Annotated in this window: 21 protein-coding genes; 14 read left to right on the top strand and 7 right to left on the bottom strand. The window is 45.1% G+C overall.

Annotated elements, in window-relative coordinates:
- The first annotated feature begins 96 nt into the window (after positions 1-96).
- The 5 genes from carA to LDX50_RS04845 all read left to right on the top strand — a co-directional run bounded on the left by carA (position 97) and on the right by LDX50_RS04845 (position 4,139).
- Complete coding sequence (carA, locus tag LDX50_RS04865) at positions 97-1,200, top strand: glutamine-hydrolyzing carbamoyl-phosphate synthase small subunit (protein WP_225697283.1); 1,104 nt, start codon at positions 97-99, stop codon at positions 1,198-1,200.
- An 11-nt stretch (positions 1,201-1,211) separates the two neighbouring features.
- Positions 1,212-2,486 (top strand): phosphopyruvate hydratase, encoded by a 1,275-nt coding sequence (gene eno, locus LDX50_RS04860; protein WP_225697282.1) that lies wholly within the window; start codon positions 1,212-1,214, stop codon positions 2,484-2,486.
- Between the two features lie 107 nt (positions 2,487-2,593).
- Positions 2,594-3,274: a hypothetical protein gene (locus tag LDX50_RS04855; RefSeq protein ID WP_225697281.1), complete on the top strand. Its 681-nt coding sequence runs from the start codon at positions 2,594-2,596 to the stop codon at positions 3,272-3,274.
- 53 nt (positions 3,275-3,327) lie between these two features.
- Positions 3,328-3,612 (top strand): FtsB family cell division protein, encoded by a 285-nt coding sequence (locus tag LDX50_RS04850; RefSeq protein ID WP_225697280.1) that lies wholly within the window; start codon positions 3,328-3,330, stop codon positions 3,610-3,612.
- The gene (locus LDX50_RS04845) at positions 3,609-4,139 is read left to right on the top strand and encodes a hypothetical protein (RefSeq protein WP_225697279.1); all 531 of its coding nucleotides are present in this window, start codon (positions 3,609-3,611) and stop codon (positions 4,137-4,139) included. Before LDX50_RS04850 ends, LDX50_RS04845 begins: the two co-directional genes overlap by 4 nt.
- Here LDX50_RS04845 and LDX50_RS04840 read toward each other — a convergent pair.
- Both LDX50_RS04840 and LDX50_RS04835 read right to left on the bottom strand, forming a co-directional pair.
- A complete protein-coding gene (locus LDX50_RS04840) occupies positions 4,131-5,219 on the bottom strand; it encodes an Ldh family oxidoreductase (RefSeq protein WP_225697278.1) in 1,089 nt (362 codons plus the stop codon). The two genes, LDX50_RS04845 and LDX50_RS04840, sit on opposite strands and share 9 nt — an antisense overlap.
- Positions 5,220-5,230: 11 nt before the next feature.
- Positions 5,231-6,163, bottom strand: a complete 933-nt coding sequence (locus LDX50_RS04835; RefSeq protein ID WP_225697277.1) for a Ppx/GppA phosphatase family protein — start codon at positions 6,161-6,163, stop codon at positions 5,231-5,233.
- Between the two features lie 154 nt (positions 6,164-6,317).
- On the opposite strand from LDX50_RS04835, the gene LDX50_RS04830 reads away from it, so the two are divergent.
- The 4 genes from LDX50_RS04830 (at position 6,318) to LDX50_RS04815 (ending at position 10,448) form a co-directional block, all read left to right on the top strand.
- On the top strand, positions 6,318-7,889 hold the full coding sequence (locus LDX50_RS04830; protein ID WP_225697276.1) for an acyl-CoA carboxylase subunit beta: 1,572 nt from the start codon (positions 6,318-6,320) through the stop codon (positions 7,887-7,889).
- An 11-nt stretch (positions 7,890-7,900) separates the two neighbouring features.
- A complete protein-coding gene (locus tag LDX50_RS04825; RefSeq protein ID WP_225697275.1) occupies positions 7,901-8,971 on the top strand; it encodes a M42 family metallopeptidase in 1,071 nt (356 codons plus the stop codon).
- Between the two features lie 115 nt (positions 8,972-9,086).
- A complete protein-coding gene (locus LDX50_RS04820; protein WP_225697274.1) occupies positions 9,087-9,617 on the top strand; it encodes a YfiR family protein in 531 nt (176 codons plus the stop codon).
- Positions 9,618-9,686: 69 nt separating this feature from the next.
- A complete protein-coding gene (locus LDX50_RS04815) occupies positions 9,687-10,448 on the top strand; it encodes an ABC transporter substrate-binding protein (RefSeq protein WP_225697273.1) in 762 nt (253 codons plus the stop codon).
- Here the strand turns inward: LDX50_RS04815 and LDX50_RS04810 are convergent.
- Entirely contained in the window at positions 10,443-11,678 is a 1,236-nt protein-coding gene (locus tag LDX50_RS04810) for a 3-phosphoshikimate 1-carboxyvinyltransferase (RefSeq protein WP_225697272.1), read from the bottom strand. The genes LDX50_RS04815 and LDX50_RS04810 overlap by 6 nt on opposite strands.
- A 100-nt stretch (positions 11,679-11,778) precedes the next feature.
- Between LDX50_RS04810 and LDX50_RS04805 the strand changes: the two genes are divergently transcribed.
- The gene (locus tag LDX50_RS04805) at positions 11,779-11,952 is read left to right on the top strand and encodes a hypothetical protein (protein ID WP_225697271.1); all 174 of its coding nucleotides are present in this window, start codon (positions 11,779-11,781) and stop codon (positions 11,950-11,952) included.
- On the opposite strand, the gene aroB is transcribed toward LDX50_RS04805, so the two are convergent.
- The 3 genes from aroB to pheA are packed head-to-tail and all read right to left on the bottom strand — an operon-like array spanning position 11,949 to position 15,134.
- Positions 11,949-12,992, bottom strand: coding sequence for a 3-dehydroquinate synthase (gene aroB, locus LDX50_RS04800; protein ID WP_225697270.1), 1,044 nt, complete (start codon positions 12,990-12,992; stop codon positions 11,949-11,951). The two genes, LDX50_RS04805 and aroB, sit on opposite strands and share 4 nt — an antisense overlap.
- On the bottom strand, positions 12,976-14,058 hold the full coding sequence (locus LDX50_RS04795) for a bifunctional 3-deoxy-7-phosphoheptulonate synthase/chorismate mutase type II (protein ID WP_225697269.1): 1,083 nt from the start codon (positions 14,056-14,058) through the stop codon (positions 12,976-12,978). Before LDX50_RS04795 ends, aroB begins: the two co-directional genes overlap by 17 nt.
- Positions 14,059-14,060: 2 nt before the next feature.
- On the bottom strand, positions 14,061-15,134 hold the full coding sequence (gene pheA, locus LDX50_RS04790; RefSeq protein WP_255647316.1) for a chorismate mutase: 1,074 nt from the start codon (positions 15,132-15,134) through the stop codon (positions 14,061-14,063).
- A gap of 85 nt (positions 15,135-15,219) precedes the next feature.
- On the opposite strand from pheA, the gene LDX50_RS04785 reads away from it, so the two are divergent.
- Entirely contained in the window at positions 15,220-16,410 is a 1,191-nt protein-coding gene (locus tag LDX50_RS04785; protein WP_225697268.1) for a proline dehydrogenase family protein, read from the top strand.
- Between the two features lie 59 nt (positions 16,411-16,469).
- Entirely contained in the window at positions 16,470-18,209 is a 1,740-nt protein-coding gene (gene lysS, locus LDX50_RS04780; protein WP_225697267.1) for a lysine--tRNA ligase, read from the top strand.
- Here lysS and LDX50_RS04775 read toward each other — a convergent pair.
- Positions 18,206-20,938, bottom strand: coding sequence for a putative LPS assembly protein LptD (locus tag LDX50_RS04775; RefSeq protein WP_225697266.1), 2,733 nt, complete (start codon positions 20,936-20,938; stop codon positions 18,206-18,208). The two genes, lysS and LDX50_RS04775, sit on opposite strands and share 4 nt — an antisense overlap.
- A gap of 85 nt (positions 20,939-21,023) precedes the next feature.
- Here LDX50_RS04775 and LDX50_RS04770 point away from each other — a divergent pair, with 85 nt between their 5' ends.
- The gene (locus LDX50_RS04770) at positions 21,024-21,824 is read left to right on the top strand and encodes an N-acetylmuramoyl-L-alanine amidase family protein (RefSeq protein ID WP_225697578.1); all 801 of its coding nucleotides are present in this window, start codon (positions 21,024-21,026) and stop codon (positions 21,822-21,824) included.
- 5 nt (positions 21,825-21,829) lie between these two features.
- Positions 21,830-22,810: an MlaD family protein gene (locus LDX50_RS04765; protein ID WP_225697265.1), complete on the top strand. Its 981-nt coding sequence runs from the start codon at positions 21,830-21,832 to the stop codon at positions 22,808-22,810.
- Positions 22,811-22,815: the final 5 nt, after the last annotated feature.

Raw genomic sequence — 22,815 nt, 5'->3', positions numbered from 1 at the left:
ATCAGGGGAACGGATACTAATCCGCTCCCTTTTTTTATTTTTGCACGTGAGTGGCCGGAAGAGATTCAGGCCGTGATCACATAACCACTACCAACTATGAAAATCCATACCAGGGAAAAAGCCTACCTGCTGCTAGAAGATGGCTTGCTGTTGGAAGGAACTGCTATCGGGAAAAAGGGAACATCAGGAGGAGAAATTTGCTTTAATACAGGCATGACCGGATATCAGGAAATCTATACAGATCCATCATACTACGGTCAGATCATCATCAACACAACCAGCCATATTGGTAATTATGGAGTAAAGGAAACCGAACAGGAATCCGGCACACCTAAAATCAAAGGGATCGTAGTGAATGATTTTTCCAGAATTTTCAGCCGTGCAACCGCCAGTGAAAGTCTGCAGGATTACCTCGAAAATAATAATGTGGTGGGAATCGCCGATGTTGATACACGTAAGCTGGTACGGCATGTACGCAGCAAAGGTGCTATGAATGCTATTATTTCTTCCGAGTTATCCCCGGATCAGTTAGAGGCGGAACTCAAAAAAGTGCCTTCCATGGAAGGACTCGAGCTATCCACCAAGGTGACCACCACTGAAATATTTTATGTTGGAGATGAAAATGCTGAATTCAAAGTGGCAGTGCTCGACCTGGGAATAAAATCCAGCATTCTTCAGAACCTGGCAAGCAGGGGATGCTACTGCAAAGTTTTTCCAGCTAAAACCACTTATGAAGAAATGTCTTCGTGGAATCCGGACGGATACTTCATTTCCAACGGACCTGGTGATCCTGCAGTGATGGATTATGCTGTGGAATCGGTAAAGCAAATTATTGACAGCAACGCACCGATATTCGGCATTTGTCTGGGTCATCAGATCCTGGCTGAAGCCGCCGGCATTTCGACGTATAAAATGCACCATGGTCACCGCGGACTCAATCATCCTGTTCTCAACCTGGAAACAGGTCTGAGTGAGATCACTTCCCAGAATCATGGGTTTGTGGTATCAGCCGAGGACGTCGAGAAGTCAGATGTAGTTGTAGCAACACACAAGCATTTGAATGATGATACAATTGCCGGGATCCGCCTGAAAGGAAAGAAAGCCTTCTCCGTGCAATATCACCCGGAGAGCTCACCAGGACCGCATGATTCGCGTTACCTGTTTGACCAATTTATTGACCTGATGAAAAATAACCGATAACCAAATTTATTATGAGCTTAATCGAACATATACATGCACGTCAGATTCTCGATAGCCGAGGCAACCCGACTGTAGAAGTTGATGTAATTACCACCAACGGAGTAATGGGCCGGGCTGCAGTGCCTTCCGGTGCATCGACCGGGAAACATGAGGCCGTTGAACTTCGTGATGGCGATAAATCGGTTTATATGGGCAAAGGGGTTCTTAAGGCAGTCGAGAATGTTAACGAACTCATTGCGACAGAACTTGTTGGATTTCCTGTGTTTGAACAGAATCTTCTGGACAAGATCATGCTGGAAATTGATGGTACTCCAAATAAAAACAAGCTGGGAGCAAATGCAATTTTGGGTACTTCCCTTGCCATTGCCAAAGCAGCGGCACAGGAATCCGGTCAGTCATTATTTCGCTACATTGGCGGAGTGAATGCCAACACCCTTCCTGTACCTATGATGAATATATTGAATGGAGGAAGTCATGCTGATAATGCTATTGATTTTCAGGAATTCATGGTAATGCCTGTAAATGCTGAATCATTTTCACAAGCGCTTCGTATGGGAACCGAAGTTTTTCACCACCTGAAGAGCGTTCTTCACTCAAAGGGTCTTTCGACCAATGTGGGTGATGAAGGTGGCTTTGCTCCAAACATTGAGAGTAACGAGGCAGCCATTGAAGTGGTGTTGCAGGCCATTGAAAAAGCGGGATATCGCCCGGGAGAAGATATCTTTATTGCCATGGATGCCGCATCATCTGAGTTTTACAATGCTGAAGAGAAAGTCTATCATTTTGCTTCCACCGGCAAGAAATTATCAAGTGATGAGATGGTTGATTACTGGGCATCATGGGTTGATAAATATCCGATAATCTCGATAGAGGACGGGATGGAAGAAGATGACTGGACTGGCTGGAAGAATCTTACCAACAAGATTGGCAAGAAAGTACAGCTGGTGGGGGATGACCTGTTTGTAACTAATGTGAATCGTCTTCAGGACGGTATTGATCAGGGTGTTGCCAACAGTATCCTTATTAAGGTAAATCAGATCGGCTCGCTCACAGAGACCATTGATGCGGTAAATCTTGCTAAAAAGAACAGCTATAAAAGCGTGATGTCACATCGCTCAGGTGAAACTGAAGATAACACGATTGCGGATCTTGCTGTGGCGCTGAACACAGGTCAGATAAAAACGGGTTCGGCATCACGATCGGATCGCATGGCGAAGTATAATCAACTCCTGAGGATCGAGGAAGAACTGGCCGAAACAGCCATATTCCCCGGAAAGAATTTCTAAGGAACAATACCACATACAAAAGCCTGCTCGCCGAGCAGGCTTTTTTTGTTTAAAAAAGCTGGGTCATTTATATTGTGCATAGTTAGATGTGACAACTTTAAGATAGCATGCGGATTTCCGTTGACTGGTTGACCAGAGTATTGGTGTGGATTACAATATTTCTGGTTGGTATTCACCTTATTGTGTTATTTCTAAGCCTGGGTCTTGGTTTGCCACAGGCAGAGAAGTTGGCAAAATTGTTTCATCTGAATGGTGAACAAACAATTCCGGCCTATTACTCAACCTTTCTTCTGCTCCTAAGTGCAATTCTGCTTTTGATGATTGGCAACCTGACGCATGGTGAGCGATTGTCAACAAAATGGAAATGGTTATCTGTAATATTTTTAGCCCTCTCCATCGATGAGATGGTCGCCCTACACGAGCGGCTGATTCCGGTAGTACGGTCGCTCATCGGTGTGAACCCATATTTCTACTGGGGTTGGGTCATTCCCGCAGCAGTCGCTCTGGCACTCTTCGGATTAGTTTTCTTTAAATTCTGGCGGAGCCTTCCTCCGGAAACGGCAAGGGGCATGATGTGGGCCGGAATAGTCTTCATTTCTGGCGCATTGGGCCTGGAGTTTTTCGAGGGAATGCTCTTTTTCCGTGTACGAAATTATGGCGATTTGTGGCTACAGTCGTTATTTCTCCTGGAGGAAAGCATGGAGATGCTGGGCATCATAATGTTCATTCGGACTCTTTTGAAATACATGAAGAACCATTTATCTTTGATAGAGATTCGAATTGAATGATACAGATTATTCTATTTGATTATTTTTTGTATCTTTCTGTTACTTTTTAAGCTATGAAAATACCACCCATTACCCGCAATTTCTATTTCCTGGCCACTGCCTTTTTCATGATCTGGATGTTATTCATCGATAATAATGATTTCATTACCCAGATATCGTTACGTCAGAAGCTTAGCAACCTGGAAGATGAAAAAACGTATTACCAGGAGAAGATAAATGAGGTGAAGGAGGAACGGGAAGAACTCCTGAGCAATGATGAATTGCTGGAAAAATTCGCCCGCGAAAAGTATTATATGAAGAAAAAGACCGAAGACGTTTTCGTGATCGTAGAAGAATGAGATTTGCCCTTACCATATGCCTGCTGTGTTTGTCTTTCGCATTAATGGCACAAAAAACCGTTGTCTATGAAAATGATGCTCCACCTCCTTTCCGTGATCGGATCTTCTTTGGAGGTGGTGTAGGATTTAATGCCGGTAATGGCATCACTGCAATTCAGGTGAATCCTATCGTCGGATACATGATCACCCCGAAGTGGTCTGCCGGGATAGGCTTGGAATACCAATATGTGAAATATACGAATATCAACCTGGACGATAACCTATGGGGCGGACAGCTATTCACGCGATATAATATCTATCGCATGTTTTTTCTTATGGCTGAATACGATCTAATAAATTATACCCAATTCTATTTAGACGGATCTGAAAGTCGTGAAACGATCGACCGCGTCCTGTTAGGCGGAGGTATATCCCAGCCTCTGGGCCGATCCGGTGCCATCAACCTGGTGGCATTATATGATTTTAGCTATGATAATACCGGACCCTATGGTTCACCCTGGGTTTTCCGTATCTTCTTTTCATTCTGAACTGTCCGGAATTTCAAGTCCGAATTCTCCGGCAACCTCACGTAAATCATTAACTACCGGATCAACAATAGGTATCCCTGATTCCCTTCGTATCTTTTCCGCCTCACGTTCCGGGTCTCCCGGTATAAGTACAGGCTGGCTGTCTGAAACGGGTTGCGTCTCCCTGAATCGTTGAATCCATTGATCCATATGGGTTTTAAATTCTGCTGCCGGACGGAATGCATCGATGCGCATCGCACCCACAAAATGTCCCAGGCCAGCTCCAACCGGGTTATCGGCCAGTGGAAGGAACGATACGAACGGCGGCGCCCAGGGGCCGTAATTGGCCCCTGAAAGCACGGCCGAAAGAATATCTACCACCGCGCCAAGGGCATACCCCTTGTGGCTGCCGTGCTCCCTGTCGCCCCCAAGGGGCAACAAGGCGCCGCCCTCCTTAAGCGCGTGAGGATCCGTAGCAGGTTGTCCTGATTTATCCTGGATCCAGCCCAGGGGTGCTTCTTCACCCTTTCGCTGAAGTATCTCGAGTTTCCCATTCGCCGCTGTTGTGGTCGCCATATCGGCAACAAATGGCGGCTCTTGCCCAGCAGGAATACTTACAGCGATGGGGTTTGTTCCCAGCATTCGTTCCTTGCCAAAAGTAGGGGCCACAAGCGGACTGGCATTGGTGAATGCCCAGCCGATCATATCCCTGTCAAGCCCCATCATGGCATGGTATCCGGCAATACCGAAATGATTTGAATTGCGAATCGCTACCCAGCCTGTACCAACATTGGCCGCTTTTTCCATAGCGATCTCCATCGCCTCAGGCGCAACAACCAAACCCAGACCACTGTCGCCATCCACTACCGCTGTTCCCGGAGTTTCATGAACGACCCGAATGTTTGGGTTGGTATTGATCCGGCCTTTTTTCCATAACCGTACATACCCGATCAGGCGGGCAACCCCGTGCGAATCAATTCCGCGAAGATCTGCACTGATCAGAACATCTGCAGCCAGACGCGCTGCCGTTTCCGGGCAACCCATGGCTACAAATACATTTTCCACATAAGCTCGTAATTCCTTTTCGGCAAATACCTTCATAGTAATAATGACTATAATTTACCCCGTTGCAGACGGGATAATACCCCTTCCTTCAATGCATATTTCGAAACACGAATTATTTCGAGGTTGAATTTTTGAATCAGATAATCAATCAATAGGGAGGCGACCACAATCATGTCTACCCGCATTTCCACCATACCCGGAATTTTTAATCGTTCCTCCCGGGGCAGCGAAAGTAATTTTTCCAGAAGATCATAAAATGCATCCTTGGTTAACGGTAGTTCACCGCCGTCCCCGTTTGAGCTGATTGTCCCGGCGGTATACATTTCACTGAGTGTTTCAAATGACCCTGATGATCCCACCAAAATACCCGGATTATGCTCGTCGACAGCCTTCCTAAGTGCACCAAGACGTACATCAAGGAAGTTCTGTAACTCTTCAGCCGATTGCTGTGTGATGGGATCTGTCGCATAAAACAGGTCGATCAGTCGCTGGCCGCCAATTTCAAAGCTTTCTTTCCACAGAATATCATTTCCTTTTCCGATAATAAACTCAACACTCCCGCCGCCAATGTCCACAACCAAAGCGGTTTCTTTCAGATCATTCAACGCATAGGTCACCCCGGAATAGATCAATTCGGCTTCCCGTCGCCCATCGATTATAGTAATATGTATTCCGGTTTCCCGTGCGATACGCTGGGTTAATTCTGTTCCGTTCGCGGCACTACGGAATGCGCTGGTGGCATATGCATATACCCGGTGAATGTCGTGTTGGCGGATGATTGTTGAAAAATTTTGTAACGCGGAAACAGCACGGTCTGAGGCGTCCTTATTGATCTTACCGAAACTAATTCCGCCCTGGCCTATTCGTACAACCGATTTGTCCTGGTATACAATGGTGCTCTCATGATTTTTTATATCTGCGATAAGCAGGTGAAAAGTATTGGTTCCGCAGTCAATAATAGCAATACGTTCGTCTTTCATCAGGTCAAATTTTCAGAACGGTGCAATATACCTGATTCAGCCAAGCATCTCCACAGATTTGACCCAATTTTAGCTATATTTGACCGCAATCGATACTTTTATACAACTGCCGGTTGTACGGACACTAATTTATAACACCTGGATTCTATAAAACATGGAAAAACGTATTTACTCCCTCCCAACGCGTGAAGAAAAGTTTGATCTGCTGCAAAAGAAAAACGATGAGGCCGCACTTGGGGGAGGTGAAAAACGAATTGAAGCACAGCATTCCAAAGGTAAGCTTACGGCCCGGGAACGTGTTGAACTTTTGATGGATGAAGGTTCATTTGAGGAAATCGGAAAGTTTGTAATGCATCGTTGCAAAGATTTCGGATTGGATAAGCAGCATTACCTTGGTGATGGTGTTGTTACCGGCTACGGAACTGTGAACGGGCGGCTGGTTTATGTTTTCTCCCAGGATTTTACAGTTTTTGGAGGGTCACTGTCTGAAACCCATGCTGAAAAAATTGTAAAGATCATGGATCTGGCCATGAAGAACGGCGCACCGGTAATCGGACTGAATGATTCCGGGGGAGCGCGAATCCAGGAGGGGGTTGTTTCACTGGGCGGCTATGCAGATATATTCTACAGAAATACAAGAGCGAGTGGCGTAATCCCGCAGATTTCTGCCATTATGGGGCCATGTGCGGGCGGAGCAGTTTACAGTCCGGCCATTACAGATTTTATCTTTATGGTTGAGAATTCATCCTATATGTTCGTCACCGGTCCGAACGTTGTGAAAACAGTAACACAGGAGAATGTTACGGCCGAGGAGCTCGGAGGTGCCAGCACACACAGTACCAAAAGCGGAGTCACACATTTTTCTTGTAAAAATGAGGTAGACTGTATCCAAAGTATCAAGAGGCTACTTTCCTTCATTCCCCAAAATTGTGAGGAGGATGCACCTGTGTCGGAGTATGATGAAAAAGACGAAGCCCGTGAAGCACTTGATTCCATCATTCCTGATAACCCGAATCAACCCTATGACATGCGTGAAGTGATCGATTCCCTGGTAGATGATGGATCATTCTTTGAAGTGCATAAGAATTTTGCTGAGAATATTGTAGTTGGTTTTGCCTTCATCGGAGGCCGGAGCGTCGGGATTATTGGTAATCAGCCTGCATCCCTGGCCGGAGTTCTGGATATACATGCAAGTACAAAGGGTGCCCGGTTCGTGCGTTTTTGCGACTGTTTCAATATCCCACTTCTGGTTCTGGAAGATGTACCGGGCTTCCTGCCTGGCACAGATCAGGAATGGAATGGAATTATTACCAATGGCGCCAAATTATTGTATGCCTTCAGTGAGGCGACCGTTCCCCGTGTGACTGTGATTACCCGGAAAGCCTATGGTGGAGCATACGATGTAATGAACTCAAAACATATAGGCGCCGATATGAACTATGCCTGGCCGATGGCGGAAATCGCTGTGATGGGTGCCAAAGGTGCGGCAGAAATCATTTTCAAGCGGGAAATCGCAGAATCTGAGAATCCGGAAGAAAAGCTTCAGGAAAAGGTGGATGAATACACCAATAAATTTGCAAACCCTTACCGGGCAGCCCACCGCGGATATATCGATGAGGTAATCCTTCCGCGGGATACCCGAAAAAAATTGATCCGGGCCTTCAAAATGCTCGAAAATAAGGCAGATTCACTGCCAAGAAAGAAACATGGCAATATACCGTTGTAAACAGAATCAGAATGGATAAGAAAAGCAGAAATTTTTTAACTACCTATCTTAATAACGCATCACCCACAGGTTTCGAAACATCCGGACAGCAAATATGGCTGGATTATATGAAACCGTTTATTGATACACATCTTGTAGATACCTATGGAACCGTTGTGGGCGTGATCAACCCCGATGCTGAGCACCGCGTGGTGATTGAAGCCCATGCAGATGAGATTTCATGGTTTGTCAACTACATCAGTGATGACGGATATATCTATGTGCGACGGAACGGTGGTTCAGATCATATGATTGCCCCTTCCAAGCGGGTCAACATTCATACCGATAAGGGTATTGTAAAAGGCGTTTTTGGTTGGCCCGCCATCCACGTTCGAAATGCTGAAAATGAAGAGAAACCCAGTCTGAAGAATATTTTCGTGGACATTGGCTGCTCAAAAAAGGAAGAAGTGGAGAAAATGGGTGTCCATGTGGGGTCAGTAATGACGTTTGAGGATGAACTCATGGAATTAAATGACCGCTTTTTTGTCGGCCGGGCGCTGGATAACCGAATTGGCGGATTTATGATTGCCGAGGTGGCCCGTAAACTGCATCAGAAAAAGCATAAACTACCCTTTGGCCTCTATATCGTGAATGCTGTACAGGAAGAAATCGGACTTCGCGGCGCGCAGATGATCGCCGAACGTATCAAACCCGATGTTGCGATCGTGACGGATGTTTGCCATGAAACAACCTCACCAGCTTACAAAAAGATTGAACATGGCTTACAAAAGGCAGGGGAGGGGCCGGTTTTAACGTACGGACCAGCCGTTCAGAATAATTTATTGCGAAAAATCATTGATGTAGCGACAAAAAATAAGATACCTTTTCAGCGTGCAGCGGCTTCGCGCATGACAGGAACTGATACAGATGCGTTCGCTTATTCCAATTCCGGTGTAGCTTCTGCCCTGATTTCCTTACCACTGAAGTATATGCACACCACTGTTGAGATGGCTCATAAGGAAGATGTTAATCATGTTATTGAATTGATTTACAAGTTCTTAGTGGAACATGATCCCAAAACAGACTTTCGATACATGCGTTAAAATCGGCTAAAATCCTTACATAGCTGATTACCTGGCCCAATTTCGGCGTATTCACTTGAGCAATGTGTTTACCTTAGCATTGCTTTTAAGTTTAAACAACGTAAACATTTTTTGTATGGCGAGAGTAATCAGTAAGGCGAGTTTGATTGCTACTCTTCTTGTAGTAGTCATAGGATTAACAAGTGTTAACGCGCAAGATCGCGAGAAGCATGAATTGCATTCTATGATGATCTATAATTTTTTGAAATACATCCAATGGCCAGAGTCAGCAAATTCCGGTCAATTCGTTATCGGTGTCATGGGCGATGACGATGTGTACAATACGTTGAAAGCTTGGTATGGCGACAAGGAACGCATGGGGAAACTCTTGCAAGTCAGGAAGCTCTCATCTGCTTCTGAGGCGAAAGACTGTCAGTTAGTTTATATAGGCAGTGCGGCGAGTAATACGTTTGAATCGATCCACGAGGTCGTTTCCAACAATCCGACACTAATTATTACTGACAAAAATGGTCTGGGTGCTAAAGGAAGTGGTATTAACTTCAAGATTGTAAACAATCGACTGAAGTTTGAGCTGAATGAGAATGCCTTGAACGCATCAAAATTGAAAGTATCAAGTCAGCTGTCTGCAATGGCGATTGTGATTTAATTTACGAAGCTTGAAAGTACTTAAAGAGCCTGGCAGAAGGATGTCGGGCTCTTTTTTTTATCTTTAAATATGCCAGTATTTCAAGATCAACTCGGCAGAGCCGTAAATGTTGTTTCAAATCCACAGCGGATTGTATCGCTCGTTCCTTCACAAACCGAGCTGCTATTCGACCTCGGTCTGGGTGACCGGGTAGTTGGCAGAACACGTTTTTGTATTCACCCTAATGGAATAAAGAGCCTCACGTCTGTTGGCGGCACCAAGGACTTTTCATTGGAGCGAATTGAGGCCCTGAATCCTGATTTGATCATTGCAAATAAGGAAGAGAATGAGAGGTCAGGTATCCTTGAGCTTGAGAAAAGGCATCCTGTATGGGTGAGTGATGTTTCAAATCTTCAGGAAGCCCTTGAAATGATCATTTCTGTGGGCAAAATTACCGGAAAGACAAATCATGCCAGTCAAATGGCAAACCAGGTCTTCAATGCATTTGATTCCTTAAATTCACCCTTAACGGGAAATGTGCTTTATTTCATCTGGAAAGATCCATGGATGGTTGCAGGGAAGGGTACCTTTATTGATGATATGCTTCACAGACTGGGACTTCAAAATCAGGCGCCATCAGATCGCTATCCTGAGCTAACCACTCATATGCTTAATCAGCTAAATCCTGATCATATTTTTCTCTCTTCCGAACCATATCCGTTTAAGGAAAAGCATATTCCGGAACTGAGAGACATGTTTCCCCATGCAAAAATCCGGATTGTGAACGGAGAGTATTTTTCCTGGTATGGCAGCCGGCTCTTAAATGCACCTGCGTATTTTAAATCTTTATGAAATAATTGCCCCGGCTTTTTTCAGGTCATCCCAAAAACCGGGATATGACTTATTTACTACGGAAGGGTCTTCAATGCTAATCGGGAATTTCCATGCCAGCGGGGCGAATGCCATCGCCATTCGATGGTCATGATAGGTATGAAAGGATGACTCCGGTTTGGTTAAATTGCCTGGTTCAAGAATCCATTCCTCATTATTTCTGGTTTCTGTGAGCTTGCTGCCGATTTTCGCTAATTCCAGTTGCAGGGCAGCAATCCTGTCGGTCTCCTTGATTCTAAGGCTCTCCAGACCCAGCATCACACAGCGGATACCTTTTGCCGCACAGATTACCGCAATGGTCTGGGCTATATCCGGACAATCACTAAAATCAATTTCGGCAGAAGAATTGTGGGAAATTTGTCGAAGATGGGCTCCCTTTTCAGTGAAAACCGTTTCAACACCCAATTTCGACATCAGATCAGCCATTTTACGATCTCCCTGGATAGAATCGTCCGTAAGGTCCTCAAGAAAGACCTCGGTACCATCTCCCAGGGCAACTATGCTGTACCAGTAACTGGCTGCCGACCAGTCCCGCTCAATTGTTATGTCTGCCGAAAGGTAGGTTTGTGGTGGTATTTCAATACTATCTTCACCTTTCCAGAAGGTTCGCACACCGAATCGTTCCATGACTTTACGCGTCATTTCAATATACGGCCGGCTGCCGATCTTACCTTCGAGTGTAATGTTTAGTCCGCGAGGCAAAATAGGTGCAATCATCAAAAGGGCAGATATGTACTGGCTGCTGATGTCTCCCCGAACAGTGAGAGAATCAGTACGCTGCCCGCCGAATGCACCAATTTTGAGGGGAGGATAACCCTTTTTGCCTGAATACGAGATGTTCGCGCCTAGTTCACAGAGTGCATCTACCAGAATACCGATGGGGCGTTCCTGCATTCTGGGAGTTCCGGTGAGTGTTTTATCCAGTCCGAGTACCCCTGCATATGCCGTTAGAAAACGCATGGTAGTACCGGCATCCAGCACATCCCAAACCGGTTCATTTAATAAAAGAAGGCGGTGCATGGTCTGGGTGTCCCTGGCTTCACTCAGTCTTTCGAGGTTACCTTTATTTCCGCCTAACGCATTAATTATGAGTGCTCTGTTCGCCATGCTCTTGGAAGCTGGCAACGCAATGCTCACCAGATGCGATGATTTGTTGGCTTGAATTTGAATGGAATTATCATTTAGAAGCATCTCGGCAAAATTCTGAAAACAATGATAGGGGAAATTTGATTAAAATAATACACCTTAAAAGTGGAATGATTTCTGCATAAGTGATTTAAACGTCGGGAATATGAAAGATCTAAAGACCCTTGCTGTAACTCTTGGAATAGGTTCAGCCCTCGCATTCTTCATGACCAAGGATTCCACCAGGAAATCCCTGATCAGAACCGGAAAGAAATTGAAAACTGTTCTGCGTGCAGACCGCGCCTTCGGCGAAGATGACAATGATATGCGCTATATTTAAAGAGCGCGGTATCGATTGATAGCATCACGCATTTCTTCCTGAGTGATCGCAACATCCCATGTAGCGATTCCCGCTTCTTTCAAAAGACTTCCCCGAATCTCTTTGTTCTGATTCTTTTTGTCCTGTGAGGCAAGTTGAATTATCGCAGCAATGTCGGTTTCCCTGATAATAGCTTTACCATAAATACGTAGAATATACCCATTGATCTCATTACAGGATTCACCGTTTAACAACTGTTTTCCTTCCGCAATGAAGTTTTCAATCACCATTCCGGCGGCGATTGCCTCTCCATGAAGTAATGGATCTGCTCCGGCAAGGAAATGAGTTTCAATGGCATGGCCTACGGTATGTCCGTAGTTAAGAATTTTACGCAAGCCTTTTTCGAAAGGGTCTTTCATGACGACGGCCGACTTAATTTCGATCGAGTGACGTAAAAGTGAAGGTGAAATCACTGTATTCCAGTCTGAGGTTTTCAAAGAATTCCAGTTCTCAGTATCCTGAATGAGATGGTGTTTGATGATCTCGGCAAAACCCGACCTCAACTCACGTTCAGGTAATGTATTTAAAAATGTTTGGAAAATTATTACCTCGTCCGGGTCACGAAAGAGGCCGATGTGATTCTTAAATCCATGAAAATCAATACCTAATTTCCCGCCTATACTGGCGTCGACCTGAGACAGGAGGGTTGTGGGCATGTTGACGAATGAAATGCCGCGTTTATAGGTACTGGCACAAAATCCGCCCATATCACCGATCACGCCTCCCCCGAGGTTGATGAGCAAGCCCTTCCGGTCTACTTCAAAGTCGGTTAATTGTTGCCAGATATATGCGCATGTTTCCAGGTTTTTATTGGTTTCGCCACTCTGGATCTGAATTACCTGGTATTTGGGTAAATAGTTGGAAATCAGCGGCAGACAATGTTTCTCCGTATTTTCATCTACAAGAATCACCCACTTGCCGTCAGCGTATTTTTGTTTTAATTCAGTAAAAACAGGTTGGAGATCGGAAACAATAGAAAGATAATCAGGAAGCTGAGTCATTGGTTTCCTCATTTAAAATCCGTGTCTGTACTTTTAATGAATCCGCATGGATGAGCTTGTAGATTTCTTCGATCAGTTCACGATCCAATCCCTGGGCGCTTGCCCATTCGGGGCGCGTACGCATGATCTCATTCCATCGTTCCAGTTGAAAGACCATTACGTCATTTTCCTTTTTGTAGATACCGATTTCTTCAATGGCCTTCTGACGGGCCGCCAGTGTATCCACCAAATCATGATCAATGCTATTTATACGTTCACGGAGTTCTTCCAGCTTGCTGCGGAATAATTCATTGTCGGATGTAGCCCGGCGAACATGTAGATTCTGACGTATTTGTGCGAATGCTTCGGGGGTGACCTGCTGGGCGGCGTCACTCAGGGCCTTGTCGGGGTTCGGATGTACTTCGATCATCAATCCGTCATAATTCAGATCAAGTGCTTTCTGACTTAATGGAGCAATCTGGTCGCGACGGCCCCCGATATGACTCGGATCACAAATAAGCGGCAACTCGGGGAAATGACGTTTAAGTTCTACGGGTATCTGCCACAGCGGTTCATTGCGGTATCGCTGTTTACCAAAGGAGGAAAAACCGCGATGAATAGCACCAACCTTCTGAATATCTTGGTTCAGAAGACGTTCTATTGCCCCGATCCAGAGTGCCAGATCTGGATTAACCGGGTTCTTTACCAGAACCGGAATGGTAATGCCTTTCAGGGATTCAGCAATTTCCTGGACTGTGAATGGATTTACAGTAGACCTGGCACCAATCCACAGGATGTCTATATTGTGCTTAAGCGCTTGTTCGACGTGGCTGGGATTCGCGACTTCAATAGCGAATTTTACCCCCGTTTCCTTTTTTGCAAGTTCAAGCCAGGGAAGTGCAGCATGGCCGATCCCTTCAAATGAATTCGGCCTTGTCCTTGGTTTCCAGATCCCGGCCCTGATGATATTAATGCCCTGATTTTTAAGTGCGCGGGTCACATTTAATACCTGTTCTTCTGATTCCGCGCTGCACGGACCGGCAATGAAGAGGGGGTGACTATATTCTTTTATCCAGCTTTGATCCATATTTAGCATAACTTGGGATAACTGCCGAGCCATTTAATGATATCTGCATGTTTTTCCATAATCGGCTTAACATGACTGTCGTCAATATGACCGTCGAATTCAAGCAGAAACTGGTAATGAAAGGTCTTCCCCTTTTTTGCGGGGTAACTTTCGATTTTTGTGAGATTTATATTAGCCTGATGAAATTCCTGCAGGAATGTTGCCAGGCTGCCCGGTTCAGCAGAGATTTGCGCAAGAACCGTGGTCTTGTCTTCTCCGCTGCGGTCATTCTTGAAATCGTGACTGATGATCAGAAAGCGGGTGTAGTTATCACCGCTGTCCTCAATATTTTCAAAGAGCACAGGCAGATCATACATTTTAGCCGCAATATTTGCGCAAACCGCAGCAGATCCTTTTTCCTTCGATGCCAGTCGTGCTGCCGTGGAGGTGGATTCTACCGGAATCAATTCGACCTGGTCTGAGAAATAGTCATCCAGAAATCGACTGCATTGACGGAAAGCTATATCTTTCGAATAGATCTTCCTGATCTGACTGATCCGATCCTCCAGGGAGGCGAACGCAAGGTGAATTGGCATAGGAACTTCTGCCACTATATGAACCTCATTCTCACTCATGAGTTTAATAGACTCACTAACAATACCCTCCTGGTTGTTTTCTATCGGAATGATGCCAAACCTCGCCCGCTTTGTCACAACGGATTCAAATACCGATTGGATGGAGCGAAGCGGAATATAGTCACTGAGCGCTCCAAATCTGGCTTCAGCCGCCTGATGGGTAAAACTCCCTTCAGGGCCAAGATAGGCTACTTTTTCCGGCAGTTCAATATTTCTGGATACGGCGAAAATTTCCAGGTAGATCGCCTCGATCGCCTGCTGGGAAAGTCTCCCTGAACTGGATTTGGTCAACCTCTCAAGAATTGCCCGTTCACGCTCCGGCCGGTAAATAGCCGCATTGGAAGTCCGTTTTAACTGACCAATTTCCTTAACCAGTTCCATGCGCTCATTCAGCAAATTGAGTATCTGCTGATCTATGCGATCAATCTGCTTCCGGATATTATCTATGTTAATTGTGCCCATGACAAGGGTTAAAGATATTATATTAAACAAACAAATCTCCGTCTGTCTGAGTTAATTTATATCTTTGTGGCTCTAAATTTCACCTATGCAAAGCGCTTCGCACATATCATTTGACGATACCTCCATTGCTTTTGAAGCCAAATCCGATAAGGCGTTAAAGAAAGCAAATATGATGTTTACAGTGGTTAACAATCCACTGATAAACCAGGTTGCAACAGGTCTGGTTAAGGCATCCCTTGCTGTTGGGCTGCCAATAAAATCAATCATTAAACACACGGTTTTTGAACACTTTTGTGGTGGTGAAACCATTGAAGACAGTCAGGATACGATTGATGAACTGGCGGAATATCATATCGGTACCATACTTGACTACTCTGTCGAGGGTGGTGAGACGGAAAAAGGCTTCGACAAGACATGTGAAGAGATTCTGAAGACCATCGCATACGCAAAGACACATAAGGACATACCATTCTGTGTTTTTAAAACAACCGGTCTTGCAAGTACACCCCTTCTTCAGAAAATACAGGAGAAAAAGAAACTTTCTGATAAGGAAAAGGATGCTTTTCGAAGAGTTCGTGAACGCGTGGAGTCCATCTGCAGAGCCGGTTATGAAGCGGATGTGCCAATCCTTATTGATGCAGAAGAAACCTGGATACAGGAACCGATCGATGCCATGGCCTATGCAATGATGGCTGAATTCAATAAAAAGCGTGCGATTGTTTACAATACATATCAGATGTACCGCGTGGATATGCTTGACAATCTGCGCAAGGCTTTTCACTATGCGGCTATGAACAACTATTACCTGGGTGCCAAGCTTGTACGTGGAGCCTACATGGAAAAGGAGCGGGAACGGGCTGAAGATAAAGGCTATCCGTCACCGATTCATCCTACCAAGGAAGCAACCGACGACTGTTATAATAAGGGTCTTGCCTTCTGTATAGACAATAAACAGCGCGTTTCATTTTTGTCGGGCTCGCACAATGAATACAGCAACTATTACCTTACCGTATTGATGGAGAAACATAATGTGGCGCATAATGATCCGCGTGTCTGGTTTTCCCAGTTGTATGGTATGAGTGATAATATTTCCTTCAACCTGGCAAAAGCAGGCTACAACGTATGTAAGTACGTTCCCTACGGGCCGGTTAAATCGGTGATGCCGTATCTGTTCCGCCGTGCTGCGGAGAATACATCAGTTGCGGGACAGAGCAGCCGGGAATTATCCATGATCCGGCGTGAAATCGAGCGCCGAAAGCAGAATGGTGCCAGTTAGTGGAAGAAGCCCATCAGTTTATTTATCTTTGCATCCTCTTTTAAATCAGGACAGTTGACATGCCATTAAGCGAACAGGAAATAATAAGAAGACAGGCCAAGGAAGCCCTTGAGCAGGCGGGAATAAATCCATATCCTGCTGATGAATACGAAGTGAACGTTACCGCCCGTGATATTCTGGAGAATTATGAAAAACATAAACTCGATTATAAGAATATCTCGATCGCCGGCAGGATCATGAGTCGCCGGATCATGGGTTCAGCTTCGTTTGCTGAACTGCAGGACAGCACTGGGAAAATCCAGATTTATGTCCGTCGCGATGATATCTGCCCTGATGAGGATAAGACACTTTACAACACCGTTTTCAAGAAGCTGCTCGATATCGGGGACATTATTGGGATTAAAGGGTATGTTTTTACCACGCAAACCGGGGAAATCAGTATTCATGTAACCTCATTAACGGTACTGGCCAAGTCACTCCGCCCGCTGCCCGTCGTGAAGGAAACCGAAGATGAACATGGCAATGTTAAACGTCATCATGCTTTTACCGACCCCGAGCAGCGTTACCGTCAGCGTTATACTGATCTGATTGTAAATCCGCATGTCCGCGAAACATTCCGCCAGCGTACACAGCTTGTGAATTCAATGCGAGATTACCTGAACGGGAAGGGTTACCTTGAAGTTGAAACACCGGTACTACAGCCGCTTTATGGAGGCGCCGCTGCACGGCCTTTCAAAACGCATCACAATACGCTCGATATGACGTTGTATTTGCGTATTGCAAATGAGCTCTACCTGAAGAGACTCATTGTGGGAGGATTTGATGGTGTCTATGAGTTTTCGAAAGATTTCCGGAATGAAGGAATGTCGCGCTTCCATAATCCGGAATTCACGCAGGTGGAGCTTTATGTAGCCTACAAGGATTATGAATGGATGATGAATCTCGTTGAGGAGATGATCGAGAAAGTGGCGATCGATCTTCACGGGAATACACAGGTTCAGGTAGGTGAGCATGTGATTGATTTTAAGCGCCCCTGGAAACGTTATACGATGTTCGGGGCGATTGAACATTTTACCGGTATCGATATCAGTGAAATGGATGAAGCAGCCCTGAAAGAAACGGCCCGGCAGCTGCAGGTTCCGGTAGATGAAACCATGGGCAAAGGAAAGGTGATCGACGAGATCTTCGGTGAGAAATGTGAACCACATTTGATCCAACCAACCTTCATTACCGACTATCCGGTAGAAATGTCTCCCCTTGCTAAAAAACATCGCGAGAAGGAAGGACTTGTGGAGCGATTTGAGGCCATCGCCAACGGGAAAGAGATCTGCAATGCGTTTTCAGAGCTGAATGATCCGATAGATCAGCGAAAGCGATTTGAGGAACAGCTGGAATTGGGTAAACGCGGTGACGATGAAGCAATGACCCTCGATGAGGATTTTCTCCGTGCACTGGAATACGGAATGCCTCCAACGGCTGGTTTGGGTGTTGGGATTGATCGACTGTCGATGATCATGACCAATTCCCCTTCAATCCAGGATGTTATCTTTTTCCCGCAGATGAAGCCTGAGAAGAAGGAAGTGGTTCTTTCTGAGAGTGATTATGTTTCAATGGGAATTCCATCAGAACTGGTACCGGTAGTGCAAAAACTTGGATTACTCAAGAAGGAACAGATCAGGGATGCAAATCCGAACAAATTATTCAATGACGTTTGCGGAATGCGCAAAAAACTAAAGTTGAATGATGTAAAGAACCCATCCAAAGAAGAGGTTGAAGGATGGATCGCCGCTGCACACTAACGGTCATAGAATGTGCGGCTGCGATTTAATTTCAGATCCTGCAGAATAGATGATTTTACGCGGATCGTAAAGTTGTAACTCTGGTAGAAACCGAAAGGTGTCCAGTTGATATTCATTTCCCAGCAATGCAGGTCTCGGGCTATACCAATATTCGTTTGTGTGAACTGGCTCTGCTCAAAATCATACCCGGAATTGAATGTGATCTTCCATTTTTCTGTGAGTGCAAAATCTCCTGAAAAGCGGATGGATTGAATAATTTTGGCATCTTCAAAACCTCTCCTGGTATAACGCAGGTTATAATTGATCCGGAAAGTCCAGGGTATGGTAAAGTCGATATAATAATCCGGATTATTGATCAGGTAATCCTTTTCTGCATCTGAAATATTTGCCTCCATTATCCTTTCCCGCGTGTCTTCATCTTTGTCCCTCGCTTTTGGGTTCAGGTTTGTACTTAGTGCCAGGGTGGCATTTGTAAGCTGACCAATGCCATTGCCATTATTCCATGCATATTCGTTGACCCTTCGCTGATAAACGATTTGTTCATCCCGGCTGTTGTAGCCAATGCTGTCAAGCCGGTAAACATAGGGGTCTATGGCTCCGCTCAGATTGATGTTAAGTTTACCTTTGAAAATAGTGGTATTGGCCCTCCATGAAATATTGGCAAGATTGAAGGAGTCGGCTACGAAATTATATCCGGTATTGAAACCGAAGTTATTCAGGATCGGAACTTTCCTTGGGATATCCGAGGTATCCTTCTTTGTTTTTACCTTGGCCTCCAGGGTGTTGCTTAATGAAAGGGATACGGATCCGATCTCTCCCGAAGAAGGGGCCCCGTAGAGATAGCCCTGATAGCGAGATTGTACAAGTTCGCGGCCATCTTCGGTCGTAAGGCGCTGGTAATAGTCATAATTTTCTGCCCCGAAATCAGGCTGGTAGTTGACCGACACCGAGGGGTTCATCACATGGCGGATGGCTTGAACCGACCCCTTTTTAAATTTCACCGTTCCATACAACCGGGTGGCAAAGGATATGCCCGCGTTATAGTTATATACCCGGTTAAAGCCAGGTATCGTATCGGTAATGATAGCCCTGTTCGGATTATTTGGATCAATTCCCCAATTCAGTTTATCGAAATACCAGCGTTCCTCATAGTTGATCGAAGGACTGGCAGTAAAATGTTTCAGAAAACGGAAGGAGGTGGAAAGCGGGATCTGGTGACGGAATCCCTTGTTGGAGTTCTTGAAAAACGTGCTCATGTTCTCCACCGTAAAGGGTGCGATACTATCGATGGTGGGATCGCTGCCAATTCTGCCGAGATTATTGGTCAGGTTGTTAGATCCTACCAGTGAATAACGCAAGGTGATCTTGTCTGTCCATGAGTTTCCGCCGGTCTTTCCGCGGAATGGATAAATATTGCTCATGTTGAACGTGAGTGAAGGGAGGAGGAGATCTACCTGCCCGCCCCCGATTTCCCTGGGTGCCACATCCTGGTTGTGTCTGGCAGAAATCGCAAGACTGAAGGGTGTGCCCTGGAAAGTCTTGCTGAATGACACATTGGATGACAGCTTTCGTGTTGTATTGTCAATGGCGCTATTACTTGCCCCTGAAGGGTCGATGCTGTTTACACCTAAATAGTTATTCTGGTTATATGATGCGGTTGCAGCATTCACTGATGCCGAGAATCGGCTGGTTCCCTTTGATTGCGGACTGTGGGACCAGGTGAGACGAAAATCGTTCTGTACTGAATTGTCCTCAATATTATCAGAGACGCGAAGCTTAGTGAATGCAAAGTTAAAGCTACCGTTATACTTGTATCGCTTCCGATAGTTTGAATTGGCATTCAGGGCATAGCCTCCTTTACTGTAGATAGATCCTGTGAGGGTAAGCTTGATGTATTCGCTGATATCAAAAAAGTAACCCCCGTTCTCAAGTTTGAACCCGCGTCTTCGTTCTTCACCAAAGGAGGGGACAAGAATCCCTGAGCTGGCTTCCTGCTGGTCCGGGAACATTCCGAAGGGAAATCCCAGCGGTGTAGGAACGTCGTTAATTTCCAGGTTAAACGGGCCGCTTACCACTTTGTCCTTCGGTATGGCCTTGGTGCGCTTGGACCTGATCTGGTAATGCGGATGTGCCAGGTTACAGGTTGTATACGTGTTATTAATACTGAAGAGCTCGTCTTTAGAGTTTTTATAGACCGTTTCACCGTGGAGGAATCCCTCCCCCTGCTGGGTGACCACTTCAGTAATACGGGCACGGCCGGTTTTAAAATTATAGGTGATCTCCTTTGTTTCGTACAGTTCGGTACCATTTTTGAAGATAGGATAACCGATACGCTGGCCGGTTGAGTCCAGTCTGCCAAAGGCAGTGAGTGTATTCAGGTTGTAATCGATGATGATGCGGTCTGCCTCCAGTTCAATTGTTCCGTAGGTAATCTTTGCATTTCCATAAAGTTTGATCACTTTTGAATCGACGGATAAATTGATGGAATCCCGAGCGGAATAGTCGATCGTTGTTTCGATATCACTTCTGGGGGCCTGAACCACCAGAGAATCGTTATTAACCGTATCAGCAACAATTACCCTGTTAGGATCGTTTTGTCTCAGGGAATCAAGTTGTTGACGGCCAAGGGTATTTTCCGGCGTACGAACCCTGTTTTCAGGATTCTGGGCTACAACAGTTTGAACCGAAGCGCAAAAAATGAAGAAGATTAAAAAACATCTCACAACCATAGTGGAAAGTTCCAAATTCAAAGGGGCGCTTTTCTCTTTTAAGGAAAAATTTACATTTTTGCTTAAAGTTATGGACATAACTTTTATGAAGCGAAATATCGTAAAGAATACCACCATTATTTTCCTTCTTCTAGCAATTTTCTTGCTAACTTCTTCAAATACCCGTCAAAGTTCGGAATTCAAAGTTAAGAAAGTGGTAATTGATGCGGGTCACGGCGGAAAAGATCCCGGAACGCATGGTAAATTTAGTAAAGAAAAAAACATCACACTGAAGGTAGCCACCAAGGTTGGGGAGTATGTTAAGGAATATCTGCCCGACGTGGAAGTGATTTACACACGTGATAATGATACCTTCGTCGAACTAGAGGAACGAGCATCAATGGCAAATAAGAAGGATGCTGATGTGTTTATCTCCATCCATGCCAATGCACTTCCAAGTAAACCCGGCATCTATGGCACTGAGACCTATGTTATGGGACTTCATAAATCGGAAGGGAATTTTGAAGTCGCCAAGCGGGAGAACTCAGTAATTCTGTATGAAGAGGGGTATGAAGAAAAATATGAAGGCTTTGATCCGAATTCACCGGAGTCGGTGATCCTTTTTTCGCTGACACAAAGTGCCTATATCGAAAATAGTCTCAATCTTGCATCACGGGTCGAGGAGCAGTTTGGAAAACGTGCGGGGAGATACAGCAGAGGAGTAAAACAGGCAGGATTTTGGGTGTTATGGCGTACCACGATGCCAAGTATATTAATAGAAATTGGTTATCTTACAAACGAGAAGGAGGAGAAGGAATTAAATGACCCGTCTACCCAGGCGAATATTGCATCGGGAATATTCAGGGCATTTCGGGATTATAAAAACGAGATAGAAGCTTTAAACTAATATTTGTGCGAATATCGAAAGAATTTAAAGTTGGTTTATTTATGCTGATCGGGGGCGTAATCCTCTATTTTGGATTTAATTACCTGAAAGGAATGGATTTCTTCAGCACCAACACAAAGTATTACGCGGTATATGACAATATTAATGGGCTGAATGTCTCGAACCCCGTTTTCATCAGTGGTTTTGCAGTTGGCAGGGTAAGCAAGATCAGTCTTTTACAGGGTAGAAATAATAAGGTACTTGTTGAACTTGATATCAAGGGTGATGTAACCCTTGGAGATTCTGCTACGGCAACACTGAACAGTGATTTTCTGGGTAATAAATCAATACTCATTTCGATAGGGGATATCCGGCGTCCGATGGAAGACGGAGATACATTGATAGCGGTATTGGATAAGGGCATTGCCGAGTTACTTGCCGAAAGTGCACAGCCGGTTGCAAACAACCTCGAATCTACCATCAAAAAGATCAACGCTATTCTTGATAACCTTTCAGGAAATAGCGGAAAGATTAATCAGATCATTGATCGCCTGGATAAAACAGCGATATTACTCAACGCGACCATTGCTGAGACCAAACAAAATCTAAATACCATTACAGGTACGTTTAACAGCGTTGGAGGGAAGCTGGAGACAACGCTTGATAATGCCCAGCCGACGCTGGAAAATCTCAATGTCTTTACAGATTCTTTAAAAAATCTCGAGATCAATAAAACACTTACCCAGGCAAATAAGGCGCTTGATAATCTCAATGAGGCCATTGTCAAATTCACGGAATCACAGGGAACATTGGGTAAATTGATCAACGATGATTCGCTTTATGTGAACCTGAATAAGGCAGCCGAAAGTCTTGATGCTTTGCTTCAGCATCTGAATGATAATCCTAAACATTTCCTGGCGCCTCTGGGAAAGAGCAGTGATAAAATTGAGCGGGATCGGCGGAAGGAAGAAAAGAAAGCTGCCAAAGAAGCGGCCCGGCAGGATTAACTGAA

It is taken from the genome of Fulvivirga sedimenti (assembly GCF_020328055.1).
Note: the sequence above shows the minus strand (reverse complement) of the source record. Positions and strands in the feature narration are given on the sequence as shown.

Bases quoted from the DNA above. Each gene is read 5' to 3' on its own strand.
- LDX50_RS04835 (WP_225697277.1), bottom strand. From the start codon at position 6,163: ATGAAAGACGAACGTATTGCTATTATTGACTGCGGAACCAATACTTTT.
- LDX50_RS04820 (WP_225697274.1), top strand. From the start codon at position 9,087: ATGGCGAGAGTAATCAGTAAGGCGAGTTTGATTGCTACTCTTCTTGTA.
- aroB (WP_225697270.1), bottom strand. From the start codon at position 12,992: ATGACTCAGCTTCCTGATTATCTTTCTATTGTTTCCGATCTCCAACCT.
- LDX50_RS04840 (WP_225697278.1), bottom strand. From the start codon at position 5,219: ATGAAGGTATTTGCCGAAAAGGAATTACGAGCTTATGTGGAAAATGTA.
- lysS (WP_225697267.1), top strand. From the start codon at position 16,470: ATGCCATTAAGCGAACAGGAAATAATAAGAAGACAGGCCAAGGAAGCC.
- pheA (WP_255647316.1), bottom strand. From the start codon at position 15,134: ATGGGCACAATTAACATAGATAATATCCGGAAGCAGATTGATCGCATA.
- LDX50_RS04775 (WP_225697266.1), bottom strand. From the start codon at position 20,938: ATGGTTGTGAGATGTTTTTTAATCTTCTTCATTTTTTGCGCTTCGGTT.
- LDX50_RS04855 (WP_225697281.1), top strand. From the start codon at position 2,594: ATGCGGATTTCCGTTGACTGGTTGACCAGAGTATTGGTGTGGATTACA.
- LDX50_RS04805 (WP_225697271.1), top strand. From the start codon at position 11,779: ATGAAAGATCTAAAGACCCTTGCTGTAACTCTTGGAATAGGTTCAGCC.
- LDX50_RS04795 (WP_225697269.1), bottom strand. From the start codon at position 14,058: ATGGATCAAAGCTGGATAAAAGAATATAGTCACCCCCTCTTCATTGCC.
- LDX50_RS04770 (WP_225697578.1), top strand. From the start codon at position 21,024: ATGAAGCGAAATATCGTAAAGAATACCACCATTATTTTCCTTCTTCTA.
- LDX50_RS04830 (WP_225697276.1), top strand. From the start codon at position 6,318: ATGGAAAAACGTATTTACTCCCTCCCAACGCGTGAAGAAAAGTTTGAT.
- eno (WP_225697282.1), top strand. From the start codon at position 1,212: ATGAGCTTAATCGAACATATACATGCACGTCAGATTCTCGATAGCCGA.
- LDX50_RS04850 (WP_225697280.1), top strand. From the start codon at position 3,328: ATGAAAATACCACCCATTACCCGCAATTTCTATTTCCTGGCCACTGCC.
- carA (WP_225697283.1), top strand. From the start codon at position 97: ATGAAAATCCATACCAGGGAAAAAGCCTACCTGCTGCTAGAAGATGGC.
- LDX50_RS04785 (WP_225697268.1), top strand. From the start codon at position 15,220: ATGCAAAGCGCTTCGCACATATCATTTGACGATACCTCCATTGCTTTT.
- LDX50_RS04810 (WP_225697272.1), bottom strand. From the start codon at position 11,678: ATGCTTCTAAATGATAATTCCATTCAAATTCAAGCCAACAAATCATCG.
- LDX50_RS04845 (WP_225697279.1), top strand. From the start codon at position 3,609: ATGAGATTTGCCCTTACCATATGCCTGCTGTGTTTGTCTTTCGCATTA.
- LDX50_RS04815 (WP_225697273.1), top strand. From the start codon at position 9,687: ATGCCAGTATTTCAAGATCAACTCGGCAGAGCCGTAAATGTTGTTTCA.
- LDX50_RS04825 (WP_225697275.1), top strand. From the start codon at position 7,901: ATGGATAAGAAAAGCAGAAATTTTTTAACTACCTATCTTAATAACGCA.